At 43.5% G+C, this 20,668-nt stretch carries 22 protein-coding genes (1 of these 22 only partly in view); 15 read left to right on the top strand and 7 right to left on the bottom strand.

Features of this window, described 5'->3' with window-relative positions:
* The first annotated feature begins 45 nt into the window (after positions 1–45).
* The gene (locus ABC357_RS20085) at positions 46–1,161 is read left to right on the top strand and encodes an amidohydrolase (protein ID WP_412889351.1); all 1,116 of its coding nucleotides are present in this window, start codon (positions 46–48) and stop codon (positions 1,159–1,161) included.
* A gap of 115 nt (positions 1,162–1,276) precedes the next feature.
* Here ABC357_RS20085 and ABC357_RS20080 read toward each other — a convergent pair whose 3' ends face one another.
* On the bottom strand, positions 1,277–2,548 hold the full coding sequence (locus ABC357_RS20080) for a transcriptional regulator (protein ID WP_412889350.1): 1,272 nt from the start codon (positions 2,546–2,548) through the stop codon (positions 1,277–1,279).
* Positions 2,549–2,634: 86 nt separating this feature from the next.
* On the opposite strand from ABC357_RS20080, the gene ABC357_RS20075 reads away from it, so the two are divergent.
* Together ABC357_RS20075 and ABC357_RS20070 are read left to right on the top strand one after the other, a co-directional pair.
* The gene (locus ABC357_RS20075; RefSeq protein ID WP_412889349.1) at positions 2,635–3,744 is read left to right on the top strand and encodes a mandelate racemase/muconate lactonizing enzyme family protein; all 1,110 of its coding nucleotides are present in this window, start codon (positions 2,635–2,637) and stop codon (positions 3,742–3,744) included.
* A gap of 17 nt (positions 3,745–3,761) precedes the next feature.
* Positions 3,762–4,457 (top strand): GNAT family protein, encoded by a 696-nt coding sequence (locus ABC357_RS20070; RefSeq protein WP_412889348.1) that lies wholly within the window; start codon positions 3,762–3,764, stop codon positions 4,455–4,457.
* 162 nt (positions 4,458–4,619) lie between these two features.
* Here ABC357_RS20070 and ABC357_RS20065 read toward each other — a convergent pair whose 3' ends face one another.
* From ABC357_RS20065 to ABC357_RS20055, 3 genes are all read right to left on the bottom strand, one after another.
* Positions 4,620–5,348: an amino acid ABC transporter ATP-binding protein gene (locus tag ABC357_RS20065; protein ID WP_412889347.1), complete on the bottom strand. Its 729-nt coding sequence runs from the start codon at positions 5,346–5,348 to the stop codon at positions 4,620–4,622.
* Positions 5,341–6,783, bottom strand: coding sequence for an amino acid ABC transporter substrate-binding protein/permease (locus tag ABC357_RS20060; protein WP_412889346.1), 1,443 nt, complete (start codon positions 6,781–6,783; stop codon positions 5,341–5,343). Before ABC357_RS20060 ends, ABC357_RS20065 begins: the two co-directional genes overlap by 8 nt.
* A 439-nt stretch (positions 6,784–7,222) precedes the next feature.
* Positions 7,223–7,420: a hypothetical protein gene (locus ABC357_RS20055; RefSeq protein WP_412889345.1), complete on the bottom strand. Its 198-nt coding sequence runs from the start codon at positions 7,418–7,420 to the stop codon at positions 7,223–7,225.
* Positions 7,421–7,713: 293 nt separating this feature from the next.
* Here ABC357_RS20055 and ABC357_RS20050 point away from each other — a divergent pair, with 293 nt between their 5' ends.
* From ABC357_RS20050 to ABC357_RS20035, 4 genes are all read left to right on the top strand, one after another.
* Positions 7,714–9,162, top strand: coding sequence for a DEAD/DEAH box helicase (locus tag ABC357_RS20050; protein WP_412890084.1), 1,449 nt, complete (start codon positions 7,714–7,716; stop codon positions 9,160–9,162).
* Between the two features lie 84 nt (positions 9,163–9,246).
* Positions 9,247–9,876: a DUF305 domain-containing protein gene (locus ABC357_RS20045; RefSeq protein WP_412889344.1), complete on the top strand. Its 630-nt coding sequence runs from the start codon at positions 9,247–9,249 to the stop codon at positions 9,874–9,876.
* A 91-nt stretch (positions 9,877–9,967) separates the two neighbouring features.
* The gene (locus tag ABC357_RS20040) at positions 9,968–10,468 is read left to right on the top strand and encodes a hypothetical protein (protein WP_412889343.1); all 501 of its coding nucleotides are present in this window, start codon (positions 9,968–9,970) and stop codon (positions 10,466–10,468) included.
* A 120-nt stretch (positions 10,469–10,588) separates the two neighbouring features.
* Positions 10,589–12,709, top strand: coding sequence for a catalase (locus ABC357_RS20035; protein ID WP_412889342.1), 2,121 nt, complete (start codon positions 10,589–10,591; stop codon positions 12,707–12,709).
* A gap of 96 nt (positions 12,710–12,805) precedes the next feature.
* Here the strand turns inward: ABC357_RS20035 and ABC357_RS20030 are convergent, their stop codons facing one another.
* Together ABC357_RS20030 and ABC357_RS20025 are read right to left on the bottom strand one after the other, a co-directional pair.
* A complete protein-coding gene (locus tag ABC357_RS20030) occupies positions 12,806–13,102 on the bottom strand; it encodes a hypothetical protein (protein WP_412889341.1) in 297 nt (98 codons plus the stop codon).
* Between the two features lie 96 nt (positions 13,103–13,198).
* Positions 13,199–14,152, bottom strand: coding sequence for a LacI family DNA-binding transcriptional regulator (locus tag ABC357_RS20025; protein ID WP_412889340.1), 954 nt, complete (start codon positions 14,150–14,152; stop codon positions 13,199–13,201).
* A 171-nt stretch (positions 14,153–14,323) separates the two neighbouring features.
* Here ABC357_RS20025 and ABC357_RS20020 point away from each other — a divergent pair, with 171 nt between their 5' ends.
* Genes ABC357_RS20020 through ABC357_RS20000 form a run of 5 tightly spaced genes read left to right on the top strand, consistent with a single transcriptional unit; the run spans position 14,324 to position 18,169 of the window.
* Positions 14,324–14,893 carry a biotin transporter BioY gene (locus ABC357_RS20020; RefSeq protein ID WP_412889339.1) on the top strand — a complete coding sequence of 190 codons (570 nt, stop codon included), beginning with the start codon at positions 14,324–14,326 and terminating at the stop codon, positions 14,891–14,893.
* Between the two features lie 18 nt (positions 14,894–14,911).
* Entirely contained in the window at positions 14,912–16,378 is a 1,467-nt protein-coding gene (locus ABC357_RS20015; protein WP_412889338.1) for an AMP-binding protein, read from the top strand.
* Positions 16,363–17,460, top strand: a complete 1,098-nt coding sequence (locus tag ABC357_RS20010) for an acetyl-CoA C-acyltransferase (RefSeq protein ID WP_412889337.1) — start codon at positions 16,363–16,365, stop codon at positions 17,458–17,460. Before ABC357_RS20015 ends, ABC357_RS20010 begins: the two co-directional genes overlap by 16 nt.
* Positions 17,457–17,819 (top strand): hypothetical protein, encoded by a 363-nt coding sequence (locus ABC357_RS20005; RefSeq protein WP_412889336.1) that lies wholly within the window; start codon positions 17,457–17,459, stop codon positions 17,817–17,819. The genes ABC357_RS20010 and ABC357_RS20005 overlap by 4 nt, the downstream gene beginning before the upstream one ends.
* Positions 17,816–18,169 (top strand): MaoC family dehydratase, encoded by a 354-nt coding sequence (locus ABC357_RS20000; protein WP_412889335.1) that lies wholly within the window; start codon positions 17,816–17,818, stop codon positions 18,167–18,169. The genes ABC357_RS20005 and ABC357_RS20000 overlap by 4 nt, the downstream gene beginning before the upstream one ends.
* Here the strand turns inward: ABC357_RS20000 and ABC357_RS19995 are convergent.
* Positions 18,158–18,577, bottom strand: a complete 420-nt coding sequence (locus tag ABC357_RS19995) for a YkvA family protein (RefSeq protein WP_412889334.1) — start codon at positions 18,575–18,577, stop codon at positions 18,158–18,160. The genes ABC357_RS20000 and ABC357_RS19995 overlap by 12 nt on opposite strands.
* A 114-nt stretch (positions 18,578–18,691) precedes the next feature.
* Here ABC357_RS19995 and ABC357_RS19990 point away from each other — a divergent pair, with 114 nt between their 5' ends.
* The 3 genes from ABC357_RS19990 to ABC357_RS19980 all read left to right on the top strand — a co-directional run.
* Positions 18,692–19,126 (top strand): N-acetyltransferase, encoded by a 435-nt coding sequence (locus tag ABC357_RS19990; protein WP_412889333.1) that lies wholly within the window; start codon positions 18,692–18,694, stop codon positions 19,124–19,126.
* 99 nt (positions 19,127–19,225) lie between these two features.
* The gene (locus ABC357_RS19985) at positions 19,226–19,744 is read left to right on the top strand and encodes a GNAT family N-acetyltransferase (protein ID WP_412889332.1); all 519 of its coding nucleotides are present in this window, start codon (positions 19,226–19,228) and stop codon (positions 19,742–19,744) included.
* A gap of 57 nt (positions 19,745–19,801) precedes the next feature.
* Positions 19,802–20,668, top strand: partial view of a LacI family DNA-binding transcriptional regulator gene (locus ABC357_RS19980; protein WP_412889331.1) — the 5' portion only. 162 nt of this gene lie beyond the right edge of the window; the window shows 867 of its 1,029 coding nt (coding positions 1–867); it begins with the start codon at positions 19,802–19,804; the stop codon falls past the right edge of the window.

The raw sequence follows: 20,668 nt of genomic DNA, 5'->3' as shown, positions 1-20,668 counted from the left end.
ATTATAATAATAGTTGACTGAAAAATTTGAATAATGGCAGGGGGAATGAAAGTGTCAGCTCATGAGAAACGCATTTTAGAATGGTTCGACTATTTCCACGCCCATCCGGAGACCAGTTGGAAGGAGATCGGCACGACGAACAGGATTGCAGCCATTCTTGATGAGCTTCAGGTTGCGTACCGCAGGCTTCCGGACAGCCCGGGGCTGATCGCAGAGATTGGGGAAGGCCAAAGGGCAGTTGCTGTAAGAGCAGATATAGATGCACTATGGCAGGAGGTGGATGGAATTTGGAAAGCCAATCATTCGTGCGGCCATGATGCCCATATTGCCATGGTGCTTGGAGCGCTGCTGTATGTCCTCGACAGCAAGATTGATCATAAGATTCGTTTTATCTTTCAGCCTGCGGAGGAAAAAGGGAATGGCTCGCTTGAAATGATCAAGCACGGGGCAATGGAGGATGTCACCCATTTTTTTGGCGTGCATGTGCGGCCGGCGGAAGAAATGGAACTGGGGCAATTTTCGCCGGCTATCAGACATGGCGCAGCCATCTTCCTGGAAGGAAAAATCAGAGGGGAAGATGCGCATGGTGCTCGACCCCATCAAGGCAAAAACGGAATCAATGTCATTATGGCCATTCATCAATTCTTAAAGGATATCTATTTTTCTCCGTGGGATGTGTATTCCGCTAAACTAACGAAGATCCAAGCAGGAGGGGAAAGCTTGAATATTATTCCGGGAACTGTAGAGTTTGCAATCGATATTCGTGCCCAAAAAAATGATATCCTTGAGAAAATGAAAGAGTGCATTTCTGCCGGCTTGAATTCAATCGCACAGTTGCACAACTGTCCAATTGAATTTGAATGGAAGGATTACACTCCTGGTGCGGTCGTATCCCCAAAGGCAAGAGCAATTGCGGAAGAGGCAATAATAAAGACTTTGGGCAAGGAAAAAGTGGCAGATGATGTTCAGACGTCGGGCAGCGACGATTTTCATTTTTATACAATTGAACATCCGGAGGTGTCTGCAACGATGATAGGCGTCGGTGCGGCAGTAAAGCCTGGACTGCATCACCCGCAAATGACGTTTGAACGGTCCATATTGGATCAAGGCGCACGTGTACTGGCGGCAGCTCTTTTGATGGCGAAGCCTTTTAAAGAATAAGCGCTGTTTGACGGACTTAGGGGCAAGGGCTTATCATAATTAAATAGCGACTATTTTGCGACATTTCTAACAAAGGGATCCGGCAATAAAAAAGAAGCATCAGAATGACGCTTCGTTAATAATTCTTACCGCTTTGTTTATGGATTTGCAGCTCGTAAATGGAACGGGGCCTTCCTTGCTGATAGGCCATTTCTTCGCCGACAATTTTGACATATCCGTGGTCGGACAGTTTTTTTAGGATCCGCTCGGTCGTCCGTCGGGTCACCTGTAAATAGTGGGTCAAATCTGCTGCTGTAAATTGGTTTTGGCTGCGGATTTCGCAAAATTGAATAACCTTTGATACATTCGCCGGTCCAAGCCCTGTTTCCTTCGATATATCCAGTAAGCTTTGTTCGGTCGCGGCTAAGTGGTGCCCTGTAGTTTGGACGGGAAGAGGGCCGATCAGCTTTTTTGTATCGGTGATCAAGTAGCAGGCGGATCGTTCCCTTGACCTGGCGGCGAAGTGCAGGGCGGATTGTGCGTTGTCTTTCGCCTCAAGGACATTTTGCCCGTAGCCGAGTCCTATATTCGCTTCTGTCTGCTGCAGGACTTTTACCAGCAGGTCGGTTTGAATGACTCTTTCGACCGATCCGCGTGTGGTGAAGAGGATGGTCGATCCATTTTCCATCCGTTCCTCGGCTGCCTGGAGGGATTGGATGAGCTGCTTAAGGGCAGCCTGTTTTACTCGATCATCTGAAGCGCCTTGTATAATGGCTATCGCTAAAGTGGATGCCCGGTTATGGAGCAGCTCTGCTTGCGTTTTAAGCTGCTGAAGGCCATCTAATAATGATTTATATGGATCTATTACTTTTTCTGCCGGCAAGCCCAATTCTTTCAGCCGGTGATAGACGGCATGAATGCTGGTTAATGCAATATCCGTTTTCTTTTTATGAAAGGATTCTTTATGGAAATCGACAATTCTATCAATCTGGAAGGAGTGATCGAGCATATCTTTATAATCCATTGCTTCCATGGATACGGCTGCACCGATTTCCTCCAATAATTGCGGGATGAACGAGGTGTTGAACACATCGACAGAAATCCGTTCCAGTGGTATTCCATGATGGCGTTGAATGGACAATAAAGAGAGCGATAGGGCCAGTTCATTCTGTTCCAGAAAGGAAATAGGGCAGGAAATGGATGCCAACAGATCCTTTGAAAAATGGTAGGGCAGCGCGCCTGAAAAAAACAACGCATCATAAGGTTCGAGGCTCCCCAGTAGGGATGGTGCTGCCTGTGGTTGATCATATATGCCTGGAATAATAGTAAGCCCGTCCATTTGTCTAGCGGCTTTCCCGGCATGCTGCAGAAATTCAGCTGAGCCGATTACAGCGATTTTGATTTGCATACGTCATAACACTCCAATTTTAAGAATGAACATAATTTATAGAAAATATATCATTTAATCATTGTAAATAGAAAGGATGGATATCCATGCGTATTACTTCTGTTACATTATATTCTATCCGGCTGCCTCTAAAAGAGCCGTTTGCCATCAGTTACCATACTTATGACGATATGCCTTCTGTCGTCGTTAAGGTTGAAACAGACGAAGGGATGATCGGATACGGGGAAGGGGTCGCCGATGAACATGTTACCGGCGAGACGTGGGAAAGTGTTTACCAAATGATCAAACATCAGCTGGCGCCTATATTGATTGGCAAAGATCCGGCAGAATTCGAAAAAATCCATGAGCTGATGGACAGCGCTCTCTACGGCGCACCAACTGCAAAAGCGGCCTTAGATATTGCCTGCCATGATGTGGCAGGGAAGAAATTCGGTGTTCCGGTTTATCAGTTGATCGGCGGGCGTTACCATGATTCATTCCCCATTACGCACGTTTTAAGCATAAAAGATTCTATGGATATGGCAGCTGAAGCTAAAGTAAAAGTGGCAGAGGGCTACCGTTCCTTCAAAATGAAAGTTGGGAAGCATGTTGCGGAAGACATCAACCGCATCAAGGCGGTCCGGGAAGCGGTAGGGGACCAAATAGCTATCCGTGTAGATGTGAACCAAGGATGGATCAACAGCAGTAAAACGTTGGGCGCTGCCCGCCTGCTGGAGCAGCTCCATATTGATTGGCTTGAACAGCCTTTATTGGCAGATGATATCGATGGAATGGCATCATTGAAGGCTAAAGTCGATATTCCCCTCATGGTTGATGAAGGGTTGAAGGGAGCTAGGGAAATGAGAGAAATTATCCTGAAAGGAGCCGCTGATAAGGTTAATATTAAGTTGATGAAGTGCGGCGGCATTTACCCGGCCGTGAAGCTGGCCCATCAAGCTGAAATAGCGGGCCTTGAATGCCAAATAGGCTCCATGGTCGAATCATCGATAGGTTCAGCCGCCGGTTTTCATGTGGCGTTTTCCAAAAAAAATATTACCTCAGTGGAGTTGACTGGTCCGCTCAAATTTTCCAAGGATGTCGGAAATCTCGCGTACGATGTTCCATTTATTCGCCTGAATGGGAAACCGGGGCTTGGAGTGGACATACAGGAAGATATTCTTAAAGAGTTAACGCATGATAAAGAATGCATTCGATAAAAAAAGGAGAGGTGCAGATGAAAAAGGCTATCCATACAGGAACTTTGAATGACGGTACATGCTTTTCCGTGTCCAAGCTGGAACCTAGCCAGCTAGGGCAAATCTTAGATCTTCAGCAAACGGTCTTGGATACAATGGCTATTGGACAGTTTCTCCAGCCGCTGTCGCCTGAAGAATATCAATATATACTTTCAGGGAAGGGACTTATGCTTGGCGTATTTGCAGATGATAGACTAATAGCGTTCAGAGCCCTTTTGGTTCCGGATACAGAGGAAGAGCACCTGGGAATAGACGCCGGTTTGGATAAAAACGACCTTAAAAAGGTGATCTACCAGGAAATTACCAATGTCCATCCCTCATACAGAGGGAACGGTTTGCAAAAGCTTTTGGCGGGCTTGATCATGGATACGCTGACTAAAGAAACAGGCCGTTTCAAGTATGTATGCTGTACTGTAGCTCCAGGCAATATCCCAAGCTTGAAGGATAAGTTCGGCCAAGGGATGGAAATTGCCGCTCTAAAGCTGAAGTACGGGAATTTATTGCGCTATATTTTTATAAAAGAAATCAAGGGGAGCGGTAAGGCAGACCGTACGGAGAAGGTTTCATGCCTTATGTCTGATATAGCCGGCCAGCAAAAGCTTCTTGCTGATGGATTCACGGGATACTCATTGAAGGAAAAGGAAGGTAGGCACGAAGTTTTATACCACAAATAAAAATAGGAACCGGCTATTGGCGAGCCGGTTCCTTACTTATATGATACGTTTGAAATGCTGATTTGGAAAACCGTCTAACCGTATACCTGCCTTTTTGAAGAAGCTATGCTAAGTGAAATATCCAAAAGGGACGGTGGCGGTTTTTTTCTCCAGCTTCAAGCTTTATAGCACTTTATTTAAAAAGTCCTGCGTCCGCGCATGCTGTGGATTTTCAAAGACGTCTTTTGGCGAGCCCTTCTCTACCACATATCCGCCGTCCATGAATATAACCTGGTCTGCGACCTCGCGGGCGAAGCCCATTTCGTGGGTTACGATAACCATTGTCATTCCTTGGTTGGCTAGTTCTTTGATGACATTCAACACTTCGCCGACCATTTCAGGGTCCAATGCGCTTGTCGGTTCATCGAACAGCATGATGTCCGGATTCATCGCAAGTGCCCGGGCGATGGCAACACGCTGCTTCTGCCCTCCTGACAATTGAGCCGGTTTCGCATTTGCTTTATCCTCGAGCCCGACTGTCTTAAGAAGCCTAATAGCTTCCTTTTGTGCTTCGGCTTTGGATTTCTTTTTCAACTCTACAGGCGAAAGTGTGATGTTTTCCATTACACTCAGGTGAGGGAAGAGATTGAAGTGCTGGAATACCATCCCTATATTTTCACGTACTTTATTGATATCGACTTTACGGTCCGTCAAAATATGATCGTCTACAATGACTTCGCCGCCGTTTACTTCTTCCAGCAGGTTCAGGCAGCGCAGCAATGTACTTTTACCGGAACCAGATGGTCCAATCAGGCAGATGACTTCGCCTTCTTTTACTTCAAGGTCAATTTCCTTAAGCACTTCCAATTGACCGTATGATTTCTTTAAAGAACTAACCTTGAGTTTAACCATGCTTAATCTTCCTTTCCATACGTTTTGATACCTGTGTAAGGATCATGATGATGATGAAATACATGATACCTACAATCAACCACATTTTAAAAGATTCCAAGTTTCTTGCAATGATGATTTTTCCGCTTTGAGTCAATTCATTAATGCCGATGATGGAAAGGATGGATGTATCCTTCAGCGTAATGATGAATTGATTAATGAAGGAAGGAATCATCAATCGGATTGCCTGTGGCAAGATGATTTTACTCATTGCTTTTCCGTATGGAAGACCAAGGCTTCTTGCAGCTTCCATTTGTCCTTTATCGACAGATTCAATTCCTCCGCGGACAATTTCAGCCATATATGCACCGGCATTTAAGCTAAGTGTAATTAATCCGGCTGCAATTGCGGACATCCGGAAATCAAGCGCTGCCGGTATACCGAAGTAGATAAAGAATGCCTGCACGATCAGAGGCGTCCCTCGGAAGATATCGACATAAATGGTTCCGATTGCGCGAGCCCATTTAGTGCGCGCCACTCTCAATAATCCAAAGATAACACCTAAAATAGATGCGATTACTAATGAGACGACTGTCAGGAGAAGGGTCATGCCCAACCCTTTTAGTAAGCTCGGATAGCTTGATTTGATCAATCCAATAAAGCCTTTGTCTTCAGTAGATTTATCCGTTTTTAGATAATGATCGAGAATTTTGTCATACTCTCCAGATTTTTTTAGGTTTGCAAGGCCGGCATTAAACTTATCAAGCAATTCTTTATTCTGTCCTTTTGAAACAGCAAAACCGTATGAACCGCCTTTTTCTTTATCGGTAACCAGCTGTAATCCATTCCCTTGGGCCACACCGTAAGCAAGCACCGGGTAATCATCGAAGGCGGCGGCTGAGTTTCCTGTTTTAACATCATCATACATATTGGCTGAGTCATCGAAAGTTGTGATTTTGAAGCCGTATTTGTCTTTGATGCTGTTGGCGAAGGTTGCCCCTTCTGTCCCTGTTTTGACTGCGACACTCTTTCCCTTTAAATCCTTATATGATTTAATGTCGTCATTTCCTTCCTTGCTGGCCATGACAACGCCTGATTCAAAGTAAGGGTCGGAGAAATCAAACTTCAATTTCCGTTCATCTGTAATGCTCATTCCGGCAATGACGCCATCCACTTGTTTGGATTCAAGGGCTTGGACAGCGGCGTTAAAGCCTAACTGTTTAATTTTGACCTTGAAGCCTTGATCTTTGGCGATTGCGTTCAATAAGTCCATATCTATTCCAATGAATTTTCCATCAGTGTCCTGAAATTCGAATGGAGCAAATGTAGTATCTGTGGCAATTTCGTATGTTTTTTCATTGCCTTTGGCGTGGGCAATGGTCGAAAATGGGATGACCATAGTCAACAAAAGTGCAAATAATGTTACGAGAATAATAGACTTTTTATTATTCCTCATAGTGAGCCTCCTTCAATGAAAATAAAATAAAGTGCAAATTTCCTAAGCATGAGAAAATGGCTGTACTACAAAAAAACAAACCTGTTTTGAATAATCAGATTCATAATAATAAAATATGAATATTTTGTTATTTGATTATGCATATGTGTGTATTGGCGAAGCAGAGAACGAAGATGTTTAGAGCTGATAGGCAGGGTGAAAAGTGCAAGCGAAGAGGAAGAAGTCTTTATGTTCATCTTAAAACGACACGTTTAGCTGTTTGTTCTCGCGGTCAATGGCACCTATATAAAAAGCGGATTGTTTTATCTTCCTGGATTGCCCCAATTATGTATAATCGTGACAAAGCCATTTGCTCTGTTCAGCTTTACCCTTTTGCGTGATGGGATAAAACGTGTCTTTTGACCAGGAAAATGGGGTGCGGATGAAGAACGGAAAAGGATTAGACTCCCGTGCGTTTTTTTTGATTGTTGGCTTTCTTCGTTTGCTGGCTTTTCAGCCCTTTAGTAGCAGTCGTGTAGTTATCGCGATTTTGGGTTGCTTTCTGATTCTGCTTTTTTTGAGCCAATTTTAATTGGATAGCTTCTTGTAAGTTCAGTTTCTTCGTTACTGAGGTAATTTGACTAGGTTCGTCAGACATGTGCCGACCTTCCTTTCTAGTTTTTTAGACAGCTTCAGGTGTTTGGCCCATCTGCCATACTCTCTATTATGCGAAATTTTTTCACATCCGGCAAGTTTTCCTAAAATAATAATTCGTTGGCCCCAATAGAAAATAGCTAAAATCCTTGATAAAATGCGTATAATATAAACATACATTTGTTTTAAAAAAGAAGTCTGCACACATTACGTGTCCGTATACATTTATTCTTTTTTCCCTTTTCAATGTGGTTGTGTCTGCAGAGTATAGGGAGAAAACAGAAAGCCTGAGGTAGCATTATGAATCAAACATTCGACAAGTTCCAACTCCACCAGGATATACAGAAAGCCATAAAGGGGCTTGGGTATGAGCGTCCGACGGAGGTACAGGAAAAAGTAATTCCGCTTGCGCTTGAGCGGAAAGATATAATCGTGAAATCGAGAACGGGAAGCGGTAAAACGGCCGCATTTGCCATTCCGCTTTGTGAGATGGCAGACTGGGAGGAAAATAAACCGCAGGTATTGGTCTTAACACCCACCCGTGAATTAGCTGCGCAAATCCAAAAGGATATTACGAATATTGGCAGATACAAACGGATCAAGGCAGTAGCCCTTTTTGGAAAGCAGTCCTTCGAGCAGCAAAAAATACAGCTGAAGCAAAAGGTCCACATGGTCGTCGGTACGCCTGGCAGAACGCTTGACCATATTCAAAAGGGCACACTATCGCTTGAAAAGGTAAAGTGCCTTGTTTTAGATGAAAGCGATGAGATGTTGAATATGGGATTTATCGATCAAGTAGAGGCAATCATGGACCATCTTCCGGAAGAAAAGATGACCATGCTCTTTTCGGCCACCATCCCTGAAGATGTAGAACAGCTGTCCATGAAGTATATGAATCATGCCGTGCAAATAGAAATAAAGATGGATAGCTCCCGCCAAGAGAGTGATATTGATCAAGCTGTCTTAATGCTGAGAGATGGTGAAAAATTGAATGCTTTTCTCGATGTGGTAACGGTGGAAAATCCGGATAGTTGTATTGTTTTTTGCCGAACTCAGGAACGGGTGGAGCAATTGTACGAACAGTTGAAAAGGCTTCGTTTTCTTTGCGGCCGGATCCATGGAGGCATGAGGCAGGAAGAACGTTTCAGTGTCATGGAAGGGTTCCGTAAAGGGGAATGCCGCTATTTGATTGCAACAGACGTGGCAGCCCGTGGAATCGATATAGAGAATATATCGCTGGTGGTCCATTATGATGTGCCAGTGGAAAAAGAAAGCTATGTCCATCGTACGGGAAGGACAGGAAGGGCCGGGAAATCGGGGAAAGCTATCATGCTGGCATCATCCCGCGATGAAGTGATGATTCAAACCATTGAAGATTTTATCGGCGGTCCCCTTAAGGTAATGGAGAAGCCGAACGCTGTCCTGGTTCAGGAGAAGAAACAGACGTTCAAGAAAAAAATGGCAGAAAAGCCGGAGCTGAAAAAAGAAAAAAGTGAAAATCTAAATAAAGATATCATGAAATTGTACTTCAACGGCGGCAAGAAGAAAAAAGTCAGAGCCGTTGATTTTGTCGGTACCATTTGTTCAATTCCTTCCGTTACGGCAGAGGACATAGGTATCATTACCATTCAGGATACATGCTCATATGTAGAAATTATGAATGGAAAAGGGCAGCATGTCCTGCAGGAAATGAAGCAAAGAAAAATTAAGGGTAAGCAATTGAAAGTTCATAAAGCATTAAAATAGCTTTTCGCGCCGGGCCTGCATAATTGGCCAAATCTTTTTGCATAATAAGGTCATTCACACTTATATGTAAGGAGCTATGCCCATATGATGAAATGCTTCAAAATGGCCATTCTATGTACCGGGTTTATGCTTGGCCTATCAGGATTCCAGGCACAGGCCGCGCCACAACAGAAAGAAGCCATATACCTGCAGAATTATAACAGTATCTTACGGTTAATGATAAAAGAGATGGATGCTGCAGAGAAGACCGGTGATCCATCAATCGATTTCCTGAATGAAATGATTCCCCATCACGAAGCAGCCATATCCATGTCGGAAAATGAGCTGAAATATGGGGGAGACCGCAAGGTGAAAAAGCTGGCAGACCAAATCATCACTGATCAATTAAAAGGCGTCAGCCAAATGAAAGCCATGCTCAAGCGATTGAAAGCAAATCCCACAATAGATAAAGAAGTAGAAGCAACCTATATACGGCGATATCAGTCAATCGCTCAAGAAATGTTCAAACGAATGAAGAATGTACGAGCAACGGGAAATATTGATAAAGATTTTCTTGATGGAATGATTCCCCATCATGAAGGGGCGATTGAAATGGCTAAAAATATCCTTCAGTTCACATCAGATCCGGAGCTTCGGAAATTTGCAGCCGGCATCATTCAGAATCAAGGCGACCAGCTGCAGGAAATGGAACGGATGCGTGTAAAACTTCATTAACAGAAAGCCAATCCTTTAAAGGGGTTGGCTTTCTTTAGGTCAGGCAAGTCCATGATATAATTAGGAAAACTGTGATAAAGGGAGAAAGCTTATGATACTGGCAACGGCCGGATGGTTTGTCGGAGGGGCGGTATTTTTTTTGATCGGCCATTACTTGATTAAAAAGAATAATGCTGTAAAAAGCCGATTTCTTATCTATGGCACAATTACGTCTATGTGGATATTGGCTGGATTGTTGGTGGGGTCAAATTCATTGCCTGCAGAGAGCAAGCATGCTTCTCTGGAGCAGAAAGAAAATCAGGAGAGCGCGAAAAAGGAAGATTCTACAAATAACGGAACAGAAAATCCTTCTTCATCTGTGCAAAAAAATCAATCCGTTAACCAAAAAACATCCAAAGGCAAATCTGCTCAGCAAGATGTCAAAAAATCTGGCGGCCAGGCAACAAAAGATAAAGAAGTGAAAACAAATAAAGATCCTTATACAAAAAAAGTCAGCCATGCCATATCTCCTGAAACGGAGAAACAATATCAAAAAATAGTAGAAAGAGTCCATGAAATTCAGCAATTTATTCAAACAGGCCAAACCCCATAAAAGGGGTTTTTTTGTTTCCCAACCGTCTAGAGGATATATGAAAGTTGGTTTATCTCGTTTCGACAGTGGTATATCAATTATATTGAATCAAACATTGATACGGTTGGGGAGGATTATTAGATGAATAAAGATATGAATAATGCTTCTTCACAAGGAGCAGAAAAGAAAAATGAACAGTTGGAACAGCACAGAGTTAATGATTATGGACAAAAATTGACGACGAACCAAGGGTTGCGCGTCTCAGAAGATGAACATTCATTGAAAGCGGGAGATAGAGGCCCTACATTAATGGAGGATTTTCATTTCCGCGAAAAAATGACGCACTTCGACCATGAACGGATCCCTGAACGGATTGTCCATGCGAGAGGATATGGAGCACATGGTGTTTTCGAAGCATATGAAGATATGAGCGAATACACCAGCGCCGATTTTCTTAGTGCGGCCGGTAAGAAAACGCCTGTTTTTACGCGTTTCTCAACCGTTGCTGGATCAAAGGGTTCGGGGGATACAGTCCGCGATGTTCGAGGATTTGCAACAAAATTCTACACGGACGAAGGGAATTTCGACCTTGTCGGCAATAATATTCCTGTATTCTTCATTCAAGATGCGATTAAGTTTCCGGACTTTATCCATTCAGTAAAACCTGAACCGCACAATGAAATGCCTCAGGCTGCGTCTGCCCATGATACATTCTGGGACTTCATGGTCCGCAATACGGAAGCAGCCCATATGTTAATGTGGCATATGTCAGACCGTGCGATCCCCCGCAGCTATCGCATGATGGAAGGTTTCGGTATCCATACATTCCGATTCGTCAATAAAGAAGGCAAAGCCCATTTTGTTAAATTCCATTGGAAACCGATCCTTGGGGTCCATTCCTTGGTATGGGACGAAGCCCAAAAATTAGCTGGTAAAGACCCTGATTTCCACCGCCGTGATTTATGGGAATCCATTGAAAGAGGGGATTATCCCGAATACGAATTCGGTGTCCAACTGATTCCGGAGGAAGATGAATTCAAATTTGATTTTGACATTTTGGATCCAACTAAATTATGGCCGGAGGAAGTAGTGCCGGTTAAAATTATCGGTAAAATGACATTGAACCGTAACGTGGACAATGTATTTGCTGAAACCGAGCAAGTGGCATTCCATCCAGGCCATGTAGTCCCTGGTATCGACTTTTCAAATGATCCGTTGCTTCAAGGACGTTTATTCTCATATACAGATACCCAGCTGATTCGTTTAGGCGGCCCTAATTTCCATCAGCTGCCGATTAATAAATCTGTAGCCCCTGTCCATAACAACCAACGTGACGGATATGGACAAATGAATATCCATCAAGGGAAGACAAGCTACCATAAGAATGGTTTAAGCGATAATTACCCTGAGACATCAACAGCTGAAGAAGGCGGGTATGTACACTATCAGGAAAAAGTTGAAGGGCGCAAAGTGCAAAAAAGAAGTGAAAGCTTTAAAGATCATTACAGCCAGGCAATCCTTTTCTGGAACAGTATGTCTCCAGTTGAAAAACAGCATATCCAGCAGGCTTTTTCTTTCGAAGTCGGCAAATTGACCAGCAAGGAATTACAGCAGGAGGTCGTTGAATTGATCGGCCGCATCGACACGGAATTGGCTAAAAATGTAGCAGTAGCAATCGGTGCCCAAGCTCCGAAAACAACCCCTGCTTATGAAGTGAGTGACGTTTCACCTGCTTTAAGCATGATGAATACAACCGCCAGCCCGAAAACAACAAAAGTAGCCATCCTTGCCCATGATGGTTTCAATTATGAGGAAGTAACCGATGTTATCAACGCCCTAAAAAAAGAAGGGGCCCAATATGAAATCATCAGTGAAAATCTAGGGCAAATCGAAAGCCAGGAAGGACAGGTTCTTCCGGTGGACCAAAACTTGTTCACTGCCGATTCCGTCGTTTTTGATGGCGTCTATGTTGCGGGCGGAAAACAAAGCGTGGAGCGGCTTATGAATAATAAAAAAGCGATCGTTATTGCAGCGGAAGCTTTTGAGCACTTCAAAACGGTGGCTGCTGTGAATGAAGGAGCGGACTTATTGAAAGCAGCAGGCATCCAGCCGCTTGCTCCTGAAAGCATGAGCACAGAAGAAAAATTGTATGATGATGCCGGACTAATTATAAAAATGAATGCTACCGGCGATGTCAGCGATTTTAGCAAGGCCTTGGTTCAAGGTATTGCCAAACAACGCCATTGGAACAGAAACATTTAATGAGTATGGTCTGTAATAAACTCCACCTTAAAAAGTGGAGTTTTTTATATAATGGATAAAAAGTAAATATGTTCCACGTGAAACGGGCTTTTTATGTTAACGCATAGAATTCATGAAAGAGTAAAACTCTTCTAAATTGCCTTTTTGAATCCAGAGTGAACGAATATAAGAACTTCGCTTGTGATCAAAACACAAGTGGATATTTCTGTATGGCTTTTTAATTGCCATTATTCTGGTTAATGGAAGCTGGATAGCTTCGCTACAGGAGGGAAACGGTAGCTGAGTTAGTCGAAGATCAGAGCCTTTGATGTGTAACTCACCGAAAGAATAATAAAACCCGTCCAAATCAATCTCAAAGATTCCGCGCAGATATACATTTTTATCTATAGCCATAATAGAAAAATACCTCCATACATTTTTTTGCCTCTTTTTCGTTTTAAATGATGGAAAGCATTTCAAGTCAAGAAAAAAACACCTGAAGCAGGTGTTTTAAACAGATAGGCGTTCAATAATTGAAAAAGGGATTTCTGTTTGGCACGCAATTCTATGTTTTACAGAGTTGAATGCTTGTAGCCCCAATTCCTTTAAATGCTGGTCAATGGTCGTTAGTTCCAATACTTCGGAAATCGGCTGATTGTCGATTCCGATGAGGGCCAAATCCTCCGGGATGGATAACCCTTCTTTTTTTGCCTGCATGATCATACCGGCTGCTATACTATCCCCATTGACGAGCAATGCAGTCGGCCTTTCTTCCAAAGCGAGAAGTTTTGCCATGATTGCCTTTCCGTCCTCGATTGTAAAACACTCATTAAAAACCCAAGATTGAGTAACTGGCAGATCCAATGAAGATAAAGTCTGTTGATAGGCAAGTGCCCTCATTACCGAGCTTTGGCTGTTAGTCCTGCCACTGCAATAGCCAATGCGGGTATGCCCTTTTTGTACAAGGTACTCAACCCCGGCTGTGAAAGCCCTGTAGTGGTCTGTATAAACACACGGCAAAAGTTCTGATTTCTCACAAGCGATGATTGGGCCATATCGTGAATAGGAAACCAAGCGTTCCCAAGAGCTTGCGCGCGAACAGAAAATGAGGCCGTCTATTTGTTTTGCCTGCAGCATTTTTAAGTAGGTATTTTCCGCCTCGATGCTATAATTTGTAGGGCATAAAAGGATGGAATATTGCTGTTTAAAAGCTTCTTCTGTAATTCCGCTGACCAGCATTTGAAAGTAGGGGTGGTCGATGTAAGGGACAATAACGCCGATTGTCTCGGTTTTGCCTTTCACTAAATGGATAGCATTTGAATTTTGCCGATAATCGAGCTTGTTAATGATATCTTCTACTCTTTTTCTTTTATCTTCCTTTACATAGGGATGCTGATTCAACACTCTTGAAACAGTTGTAACTGATACACCCGCCATTTTGGCGATATCTTTTATGTTTGCCATATCGCACATCCTTTTTTGACAAATTGATATATACATAGCTTAACCTATGGAAACCATTTCATATCAATACATACTGCAGAAGATAAATGTCAACTTAAAATGTTTTAAGTTGACATAATTTTTTTTGCTATCTACAATAAGCTTAATAAACAGAGAAAGGGCTGGAATGATATGAAGGTAAGAGATATGACGCAAGTTGCTTTATTTGCGGCCATTATGGGTGTGCTTGGTTTGCTGCCGCCGATCACTCTTGGATTTACGCCCGTTCCCATAACCATGCAGACAATTGGGGTTATGCTAGCTGGCGGCATATTGGGGGCGAAAAGAGGCGGAGGAAGCCTGATTGTATTTTTGTTAATTGTTGCAGCGGGGCTTCCTTTACTAAGCGGCGGCAGGGGAGGCCCGAGTGTCTTTGTAGGCCCTAGCGCCGGGTATTTATTTGGGTATATTCCGGTCGCTTTTTTGATTGGTTATAGTGTGGAACGCATGAGGAAAGTCACTTTTTTTAAAATGTTCATTGTGAATGTCGTTTTTGGTATTATTCTCTTATATGCATGCGGTGTCACTGTACAAGCATTCGTGATGGATCTGTCAATCATACATGTATTGAAAATCAGCCTAGTCTTCCTTCCAGGCGATTTCCTGAAGATAGTTCTGAGCTCGTATCTTGTGTACCGGATCCGTAAGTCTAAAGTGATTGTGAAGCAACTGGGATTGGTAGAATCTAAACGCGCCGCATAAGCGATAGGGGGAGTGGAAATGGCATCAATCATGGATGATTGCCTGAAACATAGCGAAAAATATCCTGAACGGTTGGCGATTATATCAGAGGAGGGAAACCTAACCTACAAGGAGTGGGCTGCTTTATTAAGCAAACAGGCATCCTGGTTCACTGCTTTTGGTCATTCTAATAGAACGGTCGGAATTTGCCTATCGAACCCAAAACTATTTTTAACGGTTTTTGCTGGAGCTGCTTTGGCGGGTTGGACAGTCGTGCCTTTTGATCAACGTTGGACCGAATATGAACTTAAAGAGAGAGTGTCTTTAAGTAATCCTTCTATTATTATCGCGTCTGAACACCTAATGGGCCATTTTAATGGGATAGATAGCCGTTTATATAGGTGGGCAGAGTATTGGCGGGAAGTCCAGGCTGCATCTGATGCTGAAAGAATGCCTGTTGATGGCTCTTCCCCTTTTTATATGGGTTTTACATCAGGGTCGACCGGCACTCCAAAGGCTTTTATCCGCTCCCAATCTTCATGGATTGAGAGTTTTTCCTGCGATACAATCGATTTTCAAAGAAGTGGCAAAGACCACGTGCTTATTGCAGGTTCACTTTTGCATTCCCATTTTCTTTACGGGGCATTAAGCACTCTTCATTTGGGAGGATCCATTTATCTGCTTTCCTCCTTTTCGGCCGGCAGAGTCTATCATTCTATTGAATGCAATCCAATTACGGCGCTTTACCTGGTTCCGACCATGCTTGAGTCGCTGGTTCAGGAGGATAGGGTCATACATAAAGAACTGGTTATCATATCATCCGGCGCAAAATGGCAAGATCAGTTGAAGCTGCGGGTGAGAGAGGTATTTCCCAATAGCCGGCTTTATGAATATTATGGGGCCAGTGAATTGAGTTATGTCGCGTATATGTGCAACCAGGAAAAACCAGGCTCTGTCGGTAAAGCTTTTTATAATGTGCAATTGGATATTCGCGGCAATGACGGAAGCAGCCTTCCGCCGAATCGGGCGGGAAGGATTTATGTGAAAAGTCCGATGACCTTTTTGGGTTACAAGGAAAAAAGCAGCGGCTCTTTACGTGCAGTGCATGACAAAGATGGCTGGATGACAGTTGGGGATATTGGATCGCTTGATGAAGAAGGGTATTTGACCATCGCGGGCAGGGAGAATAATATGATTCTTTATGGAGGCATCAATATTTTCCCGGAAGAAGTCGAATCAGTCCTGTTGGGTCATCCGTCGGTAGAGCAAGCTGTCGTTTTAGGGATAAAAGATGAACATTGGGGGGAAATCGCAGCTGCTGTGATTAAAGGAAATGCTTCGCGAAAAGAGTTGAAAAAGTACTGCCGAGAGCGTCTGGCATCCTATAAGGTCCCCCGTGAATGGCATTTCATTAACACTATGCCTTTGACAGCTGGAGGAAAGATTTCAAGGCCTTTATTATATGAACACTTGGGCAGGAGGTCATACAATTGCAAAACGCGATGATTGTAGAAGCGAAAAGGACGCCCATCGGCCAAAAAAACGGCATGTTGAAAAGTCTCGAACCCCATCAATTGGCGGCGCCGCTCTTAAGGGGATTGGTTCCTTCTGCCATAGGAGAACTAGACGATATCATTTTGGGGAATGTCGTGGGGCCCGGAGGGAATGTGGCCAGGTTATCGGCTCTAGAAGCGGGGCTTCCGCTAGCAGTGCCAGGTTTGACGATTGACCGCCAATGCAGTTCCGGATTAGAAGCGATCCGAATGGCTTGCTATAACGTGCAGGGAGGAGCAGGATCATGTTATATAGCTGGAGGGGTGGAAAGTGCGAGCACTTCTCCTTTCAGCCGCCGTGCGCGCTTTTCCCCGGATAGCATCGGCGATCCTGAAATGGGGGAAGCGGCAGAAATGGTAGCGGGCTTTTATGGAATCTCACGGGCTGTTCAAGACGGTTATGCGCAATTAAGCTACGAAAGAAGCTTGAAAGCGAGTAAAGCGGGTTTATTTATTCCAGAGCTAGTCCCGCTTCAAGGCTTTTCTGTTGATGAATGCTTTTTGAAGGAAAGAGCTTGGCAAAAGCTTATACAAAGGGCAAAACCTATTTTCCAACAGCAGGGCGGCACAGTAACGACTGTCAATAGCTGCGGCATCAACGATGGCGCCTCTGCCGTTTTGGTCATGTCTGAAAAAAAGGCACGGGAAAAAGGGTACAAAAAGATGCTGCGTTTCGTGGACAGTGAAGTGGCTGCGGTCCATCCGAATTTTCCTGGGATTTCCCCTGTGCCTGCCATACAAGCACTATTGAAGCGTTGCCGATTGGATATGGACGATATTGATGCAGTGGAGTTAAACGAGGCGTTTGCGGTAAAGATTGTAGCATGCGCTAAAGAATTGGGCATTTCCTATGAAAAATTGAATCGATATGGGGGAGCATTGATGATGGGCCATCCATACGGGGCTTCCGGAGCCATTTTAGTAACTCGCCTTTTCCATGCTGTGAGCCATCTTCCGGACGCAAAATATGTATTGGCAGCAGTGGGGAGCGGCGGCGGGATTGGAGTTGCGGTCTTATTCGAGGTGGTATCATGAAAGATATGCAGGTAGAACAATTGATTGTTTTTACGGAAGAAGACATTCGGCCATTTTTGCATATTGTAAAAGGACAAAGGCAGGATCGCTCAACCGTTCCTTCACCGGCCATTTTACTTGCCTATCAAAAGGTAGAAAAGCCGTGGGAATTAATTCATCCAGTTATTCTCCATAAACAGGAATGGACCCAGACGAAACACGTATATATAGACGAGCCGTATACTTTTTCATTGGCCATTCAACAGAGGCGGGCACTCCATGGCAGAACGTTTTTTTTGGAAACAATGGATGTTTACGACCGCTTGGGCCAGCTTTGCTTTTCGGGGGAATCCACTTTATCGGCAGGAGGAAAACAATGAAAGAAATCTATTTTATGTTAACATCGGAGGATATTAAGGAGTATGCTTCACTTTCCGGTGATCACAATCCAATACATATAGATGAAACGGCGGCAAGAAACAGCGGATTTAATGGGATAGTGGCCCATGGATTATTATCCATGGCTAAGCTTTGGGGCATTTTGTCCGATGAGGCGGTTCCGGAAGGCATATCCATCGTCCGCCATTCGTTGCGTTTTATATCCCCTGTCCATGCAGGGGAAGAAGTATCTTTACATATTTCATCCCTGGGGAATGTGTATGATATAGAAGGCTTCGTTGGCAGCAGGCAAGTGCTTGCAGGGACTATTGCAACGGGCTTACTCGAATGATTCTTCTTCCTTTGGGGATCGGTTTGTTTCTTGCCAAACACGGAAATCGTCTATATCTTTAGCGATTTGCCTGAATGTAAATGCCAGTACAGCAGTATCATCCACATAGCCTAACCCTAATATGAAATCGGGTATCAAGTCTGCCGGAGCCACGAAATAAATCAGGCATGCTACAGCCGTTATGATGGAACGCATAGGGATGTCCTTATATTCTCCTTTCATCCATGAACGGACCAATTGAACCAAAAGTTGCAATTGGCTCCATGCGTTCCCAAGCACATTTTTCTCTCCATTTGATTTGGCGAGCGCTTTCTGTATGAGCTCTGTCAGCTTTTTTCTGTCAGCCGTTAGCTTTTTCGCCCTACCCCAATATGCAGCTATTCCCTTTTTTCCATTTTCATTTTCCATATGTACAACACTCCTAAAATGGATATCTGGATCGTGTTATTATCTATACTAGTAAAGTAGTCCATTTACCCCCATAATGCAAAATATACGACTAAAAGAAAGAAGTGCATTAGCTTGATCAGAGGATTAAAGCAAATTGAAGAGGAAATAAACATCATAATGGATATATGGCTGGAAGCCGCGATCGCAGGGCACCCTTTTATAAGAGATTCATATTGGCGCTCTCAATATAACGTAGTGAGGGATTATTATCTTCCAGGAAGCCAAACGTATGTATATGAAGAAAAAGGACGCATTCAAGGGTTTATTTCGTTGATTGACCAGAAGTATATCGGGGCATTGTTTGTAGCCGGCAATGCTCGGGGCAAAGGAATCGGCAGCCAGCTTATTCATTTTGCTTGCAACAAGCATTCGGATTTGGAGCTAGGGGTATTTGCTGAAAATAAACGTGCCTTGGCTTTTTATGAGCGGCATGGATTCCATGTTTATTCAAGTGACAGCGATACGGATACCGGTGAAAAAAGATATATGATGAAACGTGGCTTTTAGCGCTTGCTAAAAGCTTTTTGATTATAATCATTCGATTTTTCCTAAAGAAAAGAGCCATCGTGATAAAATAAAGAATTATAGAAAGGAGATGCGCTAATTATGGTTGTTTTTGAAACCGAGCGGCTGTACTTAAGGGAAATGGCACAGGAGGATTATGGAAATCTTTCTGAAATACTGCAGGATGAAGAAGTGATGTACGCGTATGAACATGCATTTAACGATGAAGAAGTGCAGGATTGGCTCGATAAGCAACGGAAAAGATATAAAAAAGATGGATTTGGGCTGTGGGCTATCATTCACAAAGAGACCGGTGCATTTATCGGACAGGCAGGATTGACAATGCAGGATGTGGAAGGGACTCCTGAGTTGGAAATCGGCTATTTATTAAAGCGAAAATTCTGGCATCAAGGATTTGCCACTGAGGCGGCCGTTGGATGTAAAGAGTACGCCTTTAGAGTGTTGAATAAACATCGGGTAGTGAGCATTATACGGGATACAAATAAATCTTCCCAAAGAGTGGCAGAACGAAACGGAATGTCCGTTGAGAAGACATTTGTTAAGCATTACTACAATATGGATATGCCCCACTTCGTCTATAGCATCCATAAAAACGCATGAAAATATTGTGATATAATAGTTAAATGAATGATTGGACAAGAGAAAGGATTACTATTCATGGCTGGCAGACAAAAAAGCAGTAAACCAAGTATGAAAGATGTAGCAGTACGTTCAGGTGTTTCAACGGCGACAGTTTCGCATGTGATCAATGGAACCCGTTATGTATCTGAGGAGGTCAGTAAAAAAGTGCATGAGGCAATGAGAGAGTTAAACTACTTTCCCAACTCTATCGCCAGATCTCTAAGAAGCAAGCAATCATATTTGGTTGGATTAATCATACCGGTGAAAGCTTATTCCGATATGGCCAATCTTTTTTTTATGACAGTTGCTCAAGGAGTAGAATCAATTCTTACGAAGAATGGCTACAAAATGATACTGTGCAATTCCTATGAAGATTTGCAGGTGGAGCGCGAACTGATCCAGATGTTCAATGCTCAATTGGTTGATGGGGTAATCTTAGCGCCTGTTGCAAAAGAGTTCGAACAAATTAGTGATGTCGTGACTGAACAATATCCCATAGTCCTAATAGATAGAAATATTAGGTCCTTCCAGGGCGACTGTGTGCGCGCCGATCAATTCAAAGGAAGTTCTGAGGCGATTAGGCATCTCCTGCAGAAAGGACATACTTCAATAGGTTTTATATCCAGCAAGAATGACATTTCTTCATCACAGGAACGATTTGAAGGCTATTGCTGGGCATTGCAGGAAGCCGGATTTGAATCGGTGGAGCGTCTCATAAAAACAGGCGATGTCACATTTGAGGAAGGTTATCGGCTGGCGAGCGAATTGGTTGAGTCTAAACAAGTTACAGCATTGTTTATTGCCAATAATACTATGACAGCAGGAGCTCTTTCGTATCTTCAGGAAAAAGGAATGGCTATTCCTGATCAAATAGCTGTAATCGGATTTGATGATTATGAGGTA

Origin of the sequence: Bacillus kalamii (assembly GCF_047238185.1) — a bacterium.
GTDB lineage: Bacteria > Bacillota > Bacilli > Bacillales > DSM-1321 > Bacillus_AD.
This window is presented reverse-complemented; position numbering and strand designations above follow the sequence as displayed.